This window comes from Sorangium sp. So ce1036 (assembly GCF_051369805.1).
GTDB lineage: Bacteria > Myxococcota_A > Polyangia > Polyangiales > Polyangiaceae > Sorangium > Sorangium cellulosum_F.
Window position 1 is genome coordinate 3949970 of record NZ_JBBMOX010000001.1, and the last position, 13310, is coordinate 3963279.

8 protein-coding genes are annotated in these 13310 nt (G+C 71.8%); 2 read left to right on the plus strand and 6 right to left on the minus strand.

Translation table 11 applies throughout. The annotated features are described in order from the left end of the window. Positions 1-39: 39 nt before the first annotated feature. The 4 genes from WMF31_RS15120 to WMF31_RS15135 form a co-directional block, all read right to left on the minus strand. A complete protein-coding gene (locus WMF31_RS15120) occupies positions 40-1416 on the minus strand; it encodes a DUF1552 domain-containing protein (protein WP_436602623.1) in 1377 nt (458 codons plus the stop codon). Between the two features lie 15 nt (positions 1417-1431). Then, entirely contained in the window at positions 1432-3141 is a 1710-nt protein-coding gene (locus WMF31_RS15125; protein WP_436602624.1) for a DUF1592 domain-containing protein, read from the minus strand. Between the two features lie 738 nt (positions 3142-3879). Continuing rightward, positions 3880-5127, minus strand: coding sequence for a family 16 glycosylhydrolase (locus WMF31_RS15130; protein ID WP_436602625.1), 1248 nt, complete (start codon positions 5125-5127; stop codon positions 3880-3882). A gap of 81 nt (positions 5128-5208) precedes the next feature. After that, the gene (locus tag WMF31_RS15135; RefSeq protein ID WP_436602626.1) at positions 5209-6963 is read right to left on the minus strand and encodes a glycoside hydrolase family 43 protein; all 1755 of its coding nucleotides are present in this window, start codon (positions 6961-6963) and stop codon (positions 5209-5211) included. Positions 6964-7836: 873 nt separating this feature from the next. Between WMF31_RS15135 and WMF31_RS15140 the strand changes: the two genes are divergently transcribed. Next, complete coding sequence (locus tag WMF31_RS15140; RefSeq protein ID WP_436602627.1) at positions 7837-9063, plus strand: alpha/beta hydrolase family esterase; 1227 nt, start codon at positions 7837-7839, stop codon at positions 9061-9063. 142 nt (positions 9064-9205) lie between these two features. On the opposite strand, the gene WMF31_RS15145 is transcribed toward WMF31_RS15140, so the two are convergent. Continuing rightward, positions 9206-9532 (minus strand): hypothetical protein, encoded by a 327-nt coding sequence (locus tag WMF31_RS15145; protein WP_436602628.1) that lies wholly within the window; start codon positions 9530-9532, stop codon positions 9206-9208. 70 nt (positions 9533-9602) lie between these two features. After that, positions 9603-12383 (minus strand): CehA/McbA family metallohydrolase, encoded by a 2781-nt coding sequence (locus WMF31_RS15150; protein WP_436602629.1) that lies wholly within the window; start codon positions 12381-12383, stop codon positions 9603-9605. A 701-nt stretch (positions 12384-13084) separates the two neighbouring features. On the opposite strand from WMF31_RS15150, the gene WMF31_RS15155 reads away from it, so the two are divergent. Beyond that, a complete protein-coding gene (locus WMF31_RS15155) occupies positions 13085-13249 on the plus strand; it encodes a hypothetical protein (RefSeq protein WP_436602630.1) in 165 nt (54 codons plus the stop codon). The last annotated feature ends 61 nt before the right edge of the window (positions 13250-13310 follow it).

A 13310-nucleotide genomic window follows, 5' to 3' on the forward strand; every position in this document is an offset into this window, starting at 1 on the left:
CGAGCACCCTCGATGAAGGGAGCTCGCGCGCCCCCGCGCTCAGGCCTGGACGCCCGCGAGCGGTGACGTGACCCGCCCCGCGTCGACGCCGATCTCCGTCACGTTCAGGCCCATGATCTGGGCGATCGTCAGGAGCGCCTTGCTCAGGTTGTCGCCGGGGAAGTTGTGATGCTCGTCGCCGCGCAGCCGCCCTCCGGCTCTCCCCGCGAAGAGCACCGGCCACTCCGTCCTCGTGTGCGTCTTGCCCCAGGCGGTGTCGGACGTGACGTACACGAGCGAGCTCTCGAGCAGGTTCGAGCTGCCGTGCGGCGTGTCCTTGAGCTTCGTCAGGAACTCGTTCAGGCAGCGCATCGTGTAAATCACGCCCTTGTCGACGCGAGGCTGACCCGATTGATCCCCGGGATCCCCGTGGCAGATGGTGTCGTGAAAGTCGTCGTTCATGTCCTGCGCGAGGTGCCGGTAGTAGACGTGCGCGGCGGGCAGCGAGAACATGAACGAGAGCACGCGGGTCCTCTCGCAGGCGAGCGCGAGCGCCGAGAGCTCGACCATGGCGGCGTTCACCGCCGGGGGGGCCTCGCTCTGCGCGTCCTTGCCGACGGTGGGGGCCGTCGGGCTGCTGCACGCCGGCGGCGAGCCGCCGCCGGGGGCCATCGTCTCGAGGCGCCGCTCGATGGCGCGGATCGACTCGAGGTGCTGCTCCACGCGCTGCCTGTCGGCCGCCCCGAGCCGCTGCTGCAGCCTCGCGCCGTCTTGCAGGATGGAGTCGAGCACGCTCTTCCGGACGTTCGCGAGCTTCGTGGCCTGGTCCGCTTCGTCGTCGCGGGGCGCGGGCGCGCCGCCCATGAACAACCGGTTGAACACGGCCCTCGGATCGAACTCCGGGTTGTTGCGCGAGTTCGGCCCCCGGTGCGAGACCGTGTGCAGCGAGTCCTGAGGGCCGCCCGGCGTCGCCGGCGTCAATCCCACCTCGAGCGAGCGGTACGGCGCCCCCTCCGAGATGGCGTCCGCGACGACCTGATCGATGGATGCGGCTCGCACGGCGTTCCCGCTGAGCGGCGCGCCGGTCGTGGCCCCCGCCGACCCCGTGGGGTGCTCGAAGCCCGATACCACGAGCTTGTTCTCGAGGCCGCTGATCACCGTGAGGTACGGCTTGAGCTCCGCGAGCGGCTGGAGCTGGGGGCTGAGGTCCCAGGCCGGACCGGAGCCCGTGCGCGTCGGCTTCCAGCGGCCGGGCAGCGTGCCGTTCCCGAAGAACCACGTCACGTAGAGCGGCGAGACCGGGGTCTTCGTCTGGGCGAGCGCCGTGCCGCTCTGGTTCAGCATGATCTCCAGCAGCGGGAGCGGGATGGTCACGGCGGCGCCCGTCGCCAGCATGCCCCGGAGAACGGTTCGTCGGTTCAAGGCTTTGTTCTTCATGGCAGGCACCTGCGATCAGGGTTGCGGGGCGACGGACGAGAAGGCCTCGTGCGTCACGACGTCGAGGATCAGCTCGCGCAGCTTGAACCCCGACGCCTCGAACGAAGCGGTCAGCGTGTCCAGCACGCTGCGGTCCACGACCCTCTCTTCGTGGCCCGCTGCGTACGCGTAGTACTTGCGGACGAGGCATCGGGCGACGGCGTCGCTCGAGCTGATGGTCATGCCGAGGTCGCGCGCGTCGGCCACGTCCTCCCCGTCGAAGTTGCCGCTCGGGTCGATCGGCAGGCCGTGGTCGGTCGTGCGGTAGCGGCCGATCGCGTCGAAGTTCTCGAACGGCAGGCCGAGCGGGTCCATCAACCCGTGGCAGCCCGCGCAGGCAGGCGCGGTCCGGTGGAGCTCGAGCCGCTGACGCTTCGTGAGCGGCTTGTCCGCGGGCGGATCCTCGAGCACGAGATCGACGTTGCCGGGCGGAGGCGGGACGGTCGTGCACATCAGGGCCTCACGCATGAACTTGCCGCGCAGGGTGGGGGAGCCCTCCTTCTGGTTCGCGAACTGCGAGAGGAAGCCCGCCTTGCCGAGGATCCCGACGCGCGGGCCGTCCGCGGGCAACGAGCGGACCTCGAAGGTGCTCGAGCCGAGGCCGGTCGTGTCGAGGCCGTAGAGCTGGGCGAGCTCCGCGTTGACGACGGCCTTCGTGGTCGAGAACAGGTCGAGCGCGCTCGCCTGATCGTCGAACGCGAGGACCTCCCAGGTGCCTCGCATGTCGCGGACCATCGCCGCCTGCAGCGCGGGGTCGTACTCCGGAAACAGCGCTGCGTCTTTTGCCTGCGTGCCGATCCGATCGAGCCGCATGTACTCCTCGGCGAAGGCGCCGACCGCCTCCCGCCCAGCGGGCGCGTCGAGCAGCCGCGTCGCTGCGGCGCGGACCCCCTCCACCGTCCCGAGCATCCCGCTCGCGGCCTGGTCGAGCAGCTCCTCGTCCGGCAGGCTGTTCCACACCAGGAACGCGAGCCGGGACGCCATCTCGTAGCCCGTCAAGCGAAGCGAACCGTCGGCGCTCGGAGCGCCGAGCTCCGCGCGGTACAGGAAGTTCGGGGACGTGAAGAGCGCCACCGTCGCCCAGCGGGCGCCTTCGACGGGGCTGCCGAGCTCGGTCGCGGTTGTCGTGGCGAGGGACACGAGCCGGTCGAGCTCGGCGGTCTCGAGCGGGCGGCGCCACGCGCGGAGCCCCAGCGCCTCGATGTAGCCGCGCACGCAAGCGTCGTTCTCCGCGCCGCTGGGCCTGCAACCGATGAGCTCGTCCCGCCTCGCCGGATCCGCGAACACGGCGTCGACGGCGCCCTCGATGGCCGTGTGATACTGCTCGACGCCTCGTTCCGAGGTCACGACGGTCGAGGCGCCGATGACCGCAAAGCTCCCGTTCCAGCTATCGGCGTCGAGCTCATGGATGTCGACCTCCACGCCGAACACGTCGCGCACGGCGTTGCGGAACTGCGTCCTCGTCAAGCGGCGCAGCATCCCGGCCGCGGGCTGGAATTGCGGAGGGCCCGAGCCCGTCGACGGTCCATCGTCGCCCGTCGACGGTCCATCGTCTCCGGCGGAGGACGCCCCGGCGCGATCCGTCGGGTCACCCAGCGTGCCCGTGCACGCGGCCGCGAACGCGAGCGCGCAGACGGCGGCGACTTCTCTTGAGGAACGGAGCTCGTGCCAGGACGGCTTCTTCATCTTGCTCTCCGATAATGCAAGGGGGTGATGACGCGCGGGGACCCGCATCTGGCGACCATGCCTCAGCGCAGCTGCTCGCACCGCGGAGCCCATCTCGCCCGGCGTGACAGGACCAGGTGCACCGGATACCGGACCGGGCCGGTGTGACGATACCGCCGCGTCCGAGGAGGGGCTGAGCATGGCCCACCGCAAACATAGGTTACGCCGCCCCGAAGTTGCCGGCTGGCCGCCCCGCCGGACTGCCAAGAAAATCCCAGTGGACAGTGCCCAGGGGCTCACGACAGCCGTCGAATCAGCAGGGCTTGTCGTGGTCTCTGGTGGATCACCCCTGGCAAGACGCCAAGCACCACCGATCGGCGAACACTTCCGCGACGGCCGAGCGAACGGAGTCGGTGCCGAGGCCGGTCCGTCAGAAGACGAACGTCTCGGCGCGCCTGGCGACCCACCAAGGGCGAAGCACAACGTACCCCTGGACGCAATGTGAACGATCACATGGCCGGTGTCAACGCCAATCGACCGGCCCACGGGGACCCTTGAGCCCGAGGGAGGACGACGCGGGCGGGGTCCTCCGGAGCCGCGCTTGAGAAGATCCAGGGCGACAAGCGGGTTGAAACCGCCTGAAAATGGAAAGAGCAGATCCTCGAGCCGCCAACGCGCCGCGGCGCCAAGATCTTGTTCTCGTCTCGGCGCGCCTGGCGGTTCATTTCAACGGCCGATGAACGTGATCGGCGCTCCAGGTCAGCGACGGCTCCGGCTCCGGCGCCGTCGCATCGCCAGGGCGGCGGAGAGGCCGACGGCGAGCGTCGCGGCCCACGAGCTCGCCGTGGCGCTGGCCCCGGCGACGACGCACCCGCAACCTCCGTCGGAAGACCCGTCGTCCGGCACGATTCCGCCGAGCCCACCTCCCTCGCCCGGTGCGCCGTCGCCCCCGGAGGAGGTGGTGGCCGCCGTGCCCGTCCCGCCGACGCCGCTCCCGGAGGAGGTGGCCGCCGCGTCCGCCCCGCCCGCGCCGCTCCCGGAGGAGGTGGCCGCCGCGTCCGCCCCGCCCGCGCCGCTCCCGGAGGAGGTGGCCGCCGCGTCCGCCCCGCCCGCGCCGCTCCCGGAGGAGGTGGCCGCCGCGTCCGCCCCGCCCGCGCCGCTCCCGGAGGAGGTGGCCGCCGCGTCCGCCCCGCCCGCACCCGCACCCGCGCCGGTGCCTGGCTCGGTGCCCTCATCGCGGGGCACGGCTCCGGTGAATCCGGTCTGCCCCTCCCGCGTCAGCGACAGCACCAGCGTGCCATCTTTCACCGTCACGTTCTGCGGGTCGAAGTCCACGCGGTTCCCGTCGAACGTCCAGTCCGCTTTGCTCCATCGCGAGCCGTCCAGGGAGTCGAACTCGTCCTGCCACGCGAGCTCGAAGCTTCCGTTGTTGTAGCGATAGTATTTGATCCAGTTGACGAACTGGTGCTGCGGGAGGACGGAGTCGTCGAACGGTCCGACCCATTCGACGACGTCGGAGGCCCACGTGTTGAAGCGAAGGGACTGGGGACTCGTCAGGGCGCGCACCTGCTCGCCCGTCGTCCTCCTGACCTCTTTCCCGTCGAAGCTCCAGGCGACGTAGTCCGGCGTCCACTCCAGCGCGTAGGTGTGGTAGCCGTCCGCGAGGGAGACGTCCACCGTGTGATCCTGCTCCGACGTGTCCCTCGTGCCCATCCCGGTGATGATGTTGGACTGCCAGGTCCGGGCGTTGTCCTTGCCGAAGACCTCGATGTCGATCTCCTCCCAGAACGCGCCGGACTGCTCGGAGCCGTCCTTGTAGGTGAAGAAGGTCGACAGGATGCCGCTCCCGCGCGCCATGCGCATCCGCACCTCGATGCGACCGTGAAGATAGCCCTGGGGCGTGTAAAGCTCTGCTCCCTTGTAAGGCTTCGCGACGGCGGTCGAGCTCACCGCGAGCGCCAGCGAGGCCGCGGCGAGCATCGGACCTGTGCGAAATCTCGTGAACATGGTGGAACCTCCAGTGAGAACGTTGATATAGGCCATGAGGGGGCAGGTTTCCGCGGGCGCCGCGGTCCTTGCACCAGATCGTCAGTCCGCGGCGGCCCCGCTCCGCCCGGCGCCTCGGGCACGACGCCGCCGCGCGGCCGCCGCGCCGAGGGTGAGCAGGGCGGCGAGCGCGCCTGCGGGGGAGCTGGGCCCCGAGTGGACCCGGCAGGCACACCCGCCCCCGTCGTCGCTGGTGTCGTCAGCGGGGGCGGCGGCAGCGCCGCCCGCGCCGCTGCCCGCCGCGGCTCCGGCGCCGGTCGTCGCTCCGGTGCCCGCCGTGGCTCCGGTGCCGGTCGTCGCGGCGCCGCTGACGCTCCCATCCCCGCCCGAGCCGCCGCTGCCCGTCGCTCCCCCTTCACCCATGTTCGGAGCGCCCCCGCCGCCGGTCGGATCCGGATCCGGGGCGTCGAGCGGGGTGAATTTCCACCAGTTGAAATTGAACAGGGGGCCGTCTCCACCGGTGAACTTCAGGTGCAGATCGTGTATCCCTGTCGCGCCGTCGACCGCGCAGGACGTGGTGACCCAGGTCTGGGGGCCGCCGGTCCCCTGAACCGCGCAGGTCCCCACCAGCGTGCCGGTCGGGCTGTCGAGGCGCAGCTCGATGCTGCCGCCGCCGGTCGCCGAGGCCACCCTCGCGTCGAAGGACACCGCGCCGGTGCCAAAGTCGACGCCCTTCACCTTGATGTAGTCCCCGTCCTCGATCGACGTGACATTCAGTCCTCCCTCGCTGCATGCCTCGGTCTCGACGCCGGACTCCCAGGCGATGGTCTCGGCCTCCGTCATGACATACGGATTCAGGTTGCCGACGCCAGGCGCGCCCGCTTGGGTCATCTCGATCGTCGGGAACGTGCCATCGGCGTTGTAGGTGAACTGCTCGACGGCCGTCGAGCGGTGAAAGCCTCCGCCGCCCGGCAAGGCGCCGTTGTGGTAGAAGAAGTAAGAGTTCCCCTTGAAGTCGATGACGCCCGCGTGGTTGGTGAAGCTGCTGCCCTCCGTGGGCATGATGACCCCCCGGTAGGTCCACGGGCCGGTGGGGCTGCTGCTCGTGGAGTAGGCGATGTATTCGGGGATGGGGCCAGCCGCGTATACCAGGTAGTACAGCCCATCGCGCTTGTAGAGCCACGGGCCTTCCTCGTACTTGGTCGTATGGCGACCATCATCCTCCCCGGTGCGCTGTCCGAAGCTCGCCGCCGTCATGGGCACGCGCACGACGTCTCCCTGGTAGGAGATCATGTCCTCGTTCAGCTTCACGTAGCACACGCTGGGGTTTCCCCAGTACAGATAGGCCTGGCCGTCGTCGTCGATGAACACCGTCGGATCGATGTCGCCGCAGTTGGCCGTGATGAGCGGCCGTCCCAGGGCGTCCTTGAACGGCCCGGTAGGGCTGTCCGACACCGCCACGCCGATGGTCATCCTGTTCAGCGAGCGGCTCGTCACAGGGACGTAGTAGTAGAATTTCCCGTCCCTGTGGATGGCCTGGCCTGCCCACGCGTCCCCCTTTGCCCAGCCGAAATCGCTGTATTTCAGCGGCGATCCGTGATCCGTCCAGTTCACCATGTCCGTGGAGGAATACACTCTCCACTCGTTCATCCCGAACCAGTCCGTCGCGCTGTCCTCGTCGTGCCCGGTATAGAGGTATACCCGGTCACCGTGGACCATGGGGGCAGGATCGGGGGTATAAATGGTCTGCACGATGGGGTTGTCCGCCAGGGCGACGGACGGGAGCGCGGTCGCGCCACAGAGCGACAAGGTCACCCCGAGGAGCTTGCGCTGGATGGAGGTCGTGCTCGTTGCCATTCTTGAATCCTTGCGGCTCGCCTGAGACTTCGTCAGGCGTTGCCGGTGTCGTGGAACGCTCGGTTCATGACGCGCCGGCGCTCCTCTGCTCGACCGCGCGTGAGCGGCGCCCCTCGCGGGCAGGATCGTCGCGAGCCAAGAACTCATCAGCACGCGCGTCCGAGGCGAGCGCGCGAACGGGATCGGTGCCGAGATCGATCGGACGATGAGGGGCTCGGGCGCAGGGCGACCCACCCAGGGTGCAGGGGCGACCCATCCGGAGCGAAGCAAAAGGATACGGTTCGGGAATAATGTGGGCGTTCACAACTTCGATGTCAACACGAATCGGCCGGCCCGCGGGCATCTTCCGGCCCGAGGGAGGCGAGGCTGGCGGGACTCCTCCGGACCGCGGCGTCGAGGGGAGCGGGCGCGAGGCGCCGCGGGACATCGAGAGCAGGCAGCGACCCTGATCGCGCGTCGTGATCGCGGCCGAGCCGGTCCTGCGCAAGAACACCGCATATATCCACCGGCACCGAACGAGCGCGCATGGGCCGAGCGCGTGGGATGGTCCGCGCGGGCGCCGTGACCGGCTGCCGCTGCGCGCCTGTCGCGATCGAGGGCCGCACGCACCGGTCAATTTTGTTTGACGCCGATATGTGAACGCTCACAGTATGGTGTCTGAGCCTGGATTCTTGAACGAGACGGAGCTGGGCGACGGAGGAGGAGAGCCAAGCCCCCTTGGGCAGCGCGGGGAGGCGCCGCCCACCTGACTTGTGAGGATCCCGAACGGCCCGGCGGCGCACGGTGTCGGCATCAACCAGCCAGGGGAGCGTGGCGGGCGACCCGTGATCGTCCGAGCCCCCGGCGAGCAACATTGGACGAGGTGGTCTCCCGATGAGCAAATCTGCATTTGGTCTGAGCGTTCTTCTCACTGCTGGCGTGGCGACGTGCGCGGTCGCGTGCTCCTCGGAGCCGGATGCCGTCGACCCCGGCGCCGAGGGATCTTCTGGCGCCGCCACGGGCGGCGGCTCGTCGGATGCACCGGTCGCAGGCTCGACGACGACGGGGGCCGGTACCGCGGGCGCCGGCGCCGCCGCCACGGGAGCGACGTCGGGCGGAGGAGCCGACGGGAGCGGGGGCGCGGGCGCGGGCACGGGCACGGGCACGGGCGGCAGCGACGAGAGCTCGGGCGCGGCGGGCAGCGGCGGCATGGGCGACGGCGGCAGCTCGATGGGCGCTGGCGGCGACGGCGCGACGGGTACTGGCGGCGGCGGCTCGCCGGGTACTGGCAGCGGCTCGATGGGCTGCGGCAAGGCCGTGACGCGACCCGACCCTCGCATGCAGCAGACGCTGACGGTCGGCGGCGTGACGCGCTACTACCTGATTTACGTGCCGGAGCGCTACGACCCGAGCAAGCCGCTGCCGCTCGTCTTCGGTATCCACGGCCTGAACATGAACAACGTGTGGGCCGCGCACGACAACAGCGGGTTCCAGCTCATCCAGGAGACGGACGACCAGGCGCTGCTCATCTACCCGCAGGGGTTGCCGGCGAACGGGCAATCCAGGCCTCCGAGCTCCCAGTCGCAGTGGGGTGACGCCGACTCCAACTGGGGCGGCCCGCCGCCGAACGCCAACCAGGCGCGCCTGGAGGCCGACCTGGCGTTCTTCGACGCCATGATCGAGCACGCCAAGGCGAGCTACTGCGTGGACACGGAGCGCGTCTTCGCGGTCGGGTTCAGCCAGGGTGGCTTCATGACGAACACGCTCGGCTGCGAGCGCGCGTCCGTGTTCCGCGGCCTCGCGCCGGTCGCCGGATGGGGCCCCCATAGCTCCCAGCCCAGGTGCGGCGACGCCAGCGCCGCGCACGCGGTGATTCAAACGCAGGGCGACACCGACGGGACCGTGACCCCCATGCTGGGACAATCGACCCGCGACTTCTGGCGCGACCGGAACGGCTGCCAGGCGACCACGGCGCCGTCGGCGGCCTTCGGCAACGGGTGCGTCGAGTATCAAGGCTGCGACGAGGGCGTGCCGCTCGTGTACTGCACGCACCCCGGGGGGCACTCCGTGCCGTCCGGCGCGGGCGGGCGAGCCTGGCGCTTCTTCCAGTCGCTCAAGTGAGCACGTGAGCCCCGCCGCTCGGCGGCGCCGCGGCCGAGCGAGGACGGGCACACCCCCGTGCGCTGCGCGCGGGGGTGCCATCGCGCGCCGCAGACGCCTTGCGGGGCTCGGGCGGGCGTGCGCCGGGGGAGCACCGCCGCGATCAGGCCGCCTTTCCCTTCCCCAGCTCCTCTTCGATCTTGGGGTTATGGCGACTCACGAGCTTGTTGAAATTGCTCGACTCGCCTTCGGCCGTGGTCTCCTGGTAGACGAGCGCGAGCTCGCTCTCGTCGAACTTCGCGAAGAAGTCGTCCCAGGAGATCTCCTGGAGCTTGCCCTCGCCCGAGAAGCCGGGGAAATCGAGGCGGATCACCCCCACGTCGCCCTCTCCGCCGGTCCCGATGGCGTGCGCGGGCTTCGCGCCGCGGGACTCGGCCCACCTGCGGATCTCGTCGTGATCGGTCGTCACCTTCCGAGTAGAGCTTGCCATCCCCGGGGTGGAAGCAGCGTCGATGCCAGCCGGGGTGGGGGCGCCACCGGAAGGCGAGCGGGCGTGATGCTCAGCGCACGAACACCGGGTTGGTGAACGCGAAGGGCAGCGCGCCCGGCCGGTGGAGGTGGTCCATCGGCCGGGCGCCGCGCGCGATCGCGATCACCCAGTCGCCCTTGCGCAGCGAGAGCCGCGTCCGCTCGGTGACGCGCGTCGCCCGCGGCGCGCTGGCCGACCGCGGCGGCCGTGTGGCGCCCGCGCCGGCCGCGGCCGCGGTCGCGGGCTCCGGCGGGCGGACGGCGGCGCGAAAGACCACCTCGCCGCGGCGCACCAGCTCGACGCAGGCGACGTCGACCCAGGGCGGCGCGTCGACGCGGATCTCGATCTCCGCGTCGCCCTCCGGCACCGACTCGCCGATGCCCTTGCCGGCGACGGTGAGGCGCACGAAGGGGCCGCTCGAGACGACCACCTTGCCGGCGCGCACCGCCTCGACGAAGGCGCGCTCGTCGAGCTGGCCGGGCGCGTCCGCGGGCACCTGCACCAGGTTGCGGGGCGTGCCGGGCTCCTGGAAGGCGACGCGGTGCGAGTCGGAGTTGCCGGTGGCCACCACCCGGAAGCCCGCGTCGAGCAGCGCGAACCAGTCGCGCATCACCGCCTCCACCCGGTGGAGCTGGTCGTAGTGATCGCCGTTGAACACCTCGAGCGCGTCGAAGCCCATGTCGGCGAGCGGCGCGCGCTCGAGCCAGCCCTTCACGTCGGCCGGATCCATGCGCAGCACCTCGAAGTAGCCGATGTCGCCCATGCGCGGGTGGTTCACCTGGACCAGCGTCCGCTCCCCGTACGGCTTGCGACGGCGCGCCTCGGCGAAGATCTCGGCCGGCAGGACGCCCGCATGGGCGAGCGGCGGGTCGCCCGGATCGAGCGGGAAGGCGTTGAAATGGCCCCAGTGCGGGGCGTGGGTGGTCACCTCGTCGCCGACGATGCCGAAGAGGGCGGCGTCGAGGCCGAGCTCGCGGATCGCCGGCCCGTAGTCGGTGACCGCGTTGTGGTCGGTGGCCACCGCGACCTCGACGCCGGCGGCGACCAGGCTGCGCACCCGCTCGGCGAGCCGGGTGGGGGCGTCGGGCGAGGGCTCGGCGTGCAGGTGCAGGTCCGCGGCGATCCAGCCTGTGGTGTCGACGACGCGGGCGATGGCGGCGCGGACCTCGGCCGTCTGTCCCGCGGCGACCGTGATCTCCTGCTCGTGGACGGTGTACTCGAAGCCGCGGCCCACGGAGACGCGGTAACGCCCGGGCGGGAGGGGCAGGTCGCCCTCGCCGCGATCGGCGTGGGCCACGTTGAGCGCGAGGCCGCCCTCGGCGTCGTGGCCCCAGTGCGGGTCGGGGGTGCCGCCGAGGCCGCGCACGAGCACGCGCGCGGGCACGGGCCGTCCGGCCTCGGTCACCCGGAAGCGCAGCCGCCCGGCCGCGGGCAGGAGCGCCGCGCGCGGCTGCGCGGCGAGCAGGTCGGCGCGCGTCCAGGGGCCGGGCGCGAACCCGGGCGCGGCGAGGCGGACGTGGAAGCAGCCGTGGGGGAGCTCGATCTCGCGGCGGTCGCCCAGGCCGGGCGCCTGCGCGGCGGCAAAGTGGGCGAAGATCCGCCCGGGGCGCCCGGCAGGGTCGCAGCGGGCGGCCTCGGCGTGGGCGCCGCGCGCGGCGAGGAGCGGGAGGGGGAGGCGGGTGACGCCGCCGGCGCGCAGGCAGGGGAGCTGGACGGCCGCGTCGCCGGCCGAGGCGGCGGTGGCGAGGGCGATGGCGCGGCGCGAGGAGGCGCCGCCGTAGGGGACGAGCTCGACGGCCTCGCCGGTGACGGCCGACTCGAAGAAGCCGCTGAGGACCTGGGGGCCGAAGGTGGCGCGGAGGGGGCCGCCGAGGGAGCAGAGGGCGTAGGCGACGCCGGAGCTCTCGCGGGCGAGGAAGGCGGTGGTGAAGCGGCCCGGCGTGGTGGCGAAGCCGTGGCCCTCGACCCAGGTGGGGACATTGCCCCAGCCGGCGCGCTCGCCGAGCGTCGCGGCGACCGCCGGCCACCGGCGCGCCGCGGGCGCGGGCGCCCCACCCGGGTTGGGGGTGGCGGGCGTCCCACCCGGGTTGGGGGCGGGGGCGGGCGCACCCGGGTTGGGGGCGGGGGGGGCGGGCGCACCCGGGTTGGGGTTGGCAGGCGCCGCACCCGGGTTGGGGGCGGGCGCACCCAGGTTGGGGATGGCCGCCAGGTTGGGGTTGACCGCCTCCCCACCCAGGTTGGGGTTGACCGCCTCCCCACCCAGGTTGGGGTCGGGCGCCTCGGCCGGCGGCACGCCGACCGCGGCGGACTCGATGCGCAGCGTGGTCCCCGCGAAGTAGATCCAGCTCACGAGCCGCAGCGGATAGCCGCGCGCGGCCCGGACGACCCGCAGCACCCGCCCGCCTGCGCCGACCGGCTCGATGTGGAGCACGTCGTCCGCGGGGGCGCTCAGCGCGACGTGCATCAGGGGCCGCACGGCGCCGAGCTCATCGCGGCCGCCGACGACGCCGAAGTCGACCACGTCGCCCCTGGCCGACACCACCGCCACCCGGTCCCCGTGAGCGAGCATCCAGTCGCCCGGCGCCGCGTCCACGCGCGGACCAGTGAGCGGCACCTCCTCGCGCCCACGGATCTCCGCGACGCGCCCCTCGGCCCCGGCCGGCGGGGCCAGCTCCACCTCGGGGAGCTCCGCCTCGGGCGGCAGCTCGAACAGCTCGGGGGGCGGCGCGGGCGGCGCCATGTCCCGGCCGCCTGCGCACGCGGGCGCGACGAGGAGGGCGAGCACGGACGGGGCGAGGAGGCGGCGAGGCACGGCGCATTATCGCCGCGGGGCCACCGAAGGGCGGCGCAAAAAGCTCCTGCCGCCCCGTGCCACGTCCCGGAGGGACCCGGCAAGAACGCCGTCCGGGCGAAGCTCCGGCACGAGCCGCGCGGCTCGCCGCCACGGTGCCCCCTTGGCCTCCGTGGCGAAGCGCTCGAGGCAAGCGCGGTAGGAGCGTTGGGTGGTGGGAGGCGACGCAGGCGCGTTCCCGGTCTCTTTCTCGCTGGTTCTGGATTTGTTCATCCCGCGGAAGTCCCCGCGGGCGAGCTGGATAGTGAACGTCCGCGGCGTCCAACAGCCGTCAGAGGCACGAAATGGACGCGTGTACCTTCGGCTGGACCGGGGGAAGCCTGTCCGGGCAGCCGCGGCAGCTCACGGGCGCCCAGTACTGTAAATATTCGGGCACACGTCGTGTCATTTCGGATGCGCTCCTGTAAACGTTCGGGCACACGTCGTGTCATTTCGGATGCGCTCCTGCAAACGTTCGGGCACACGTCGTGTCACTCGGGCGCGCGCGATCATGGCCCGGCGAGCGGCACGCATTCCGGGCGTTCGACCCCGACGGTGCCTCGCGGCGGGAGGGGGCGCCGGGCGTCGCCGTGCTGTCGGGAGCTCAGGCGGGCAATGCTCAATTTTGCGCAATTCTCGCCGTCAGCCTGCTCGCCCTGGTTGTCGCTCTCCGACTGCTGACCTTGCGCCGCCTCCGCCGGGTCGAGGCCCGCCAGCTCGGCGCGGCGTCCGCGCTGCGCCTGGCCACGGTCGGCCGCGGGCAGCGGGCAGCCGAGGTGCGGTGTGAGCATGAGGTGCCCGGGTCGCTCCGCTTGCCGGCCGGCGACGTCGAGGGCGCGGGTCGCTGATCCTCGCGCGCGCTGGTTTCTGCGGCCCTGGCATGCGGCTCGCAGCCACGATCCGCGCGCG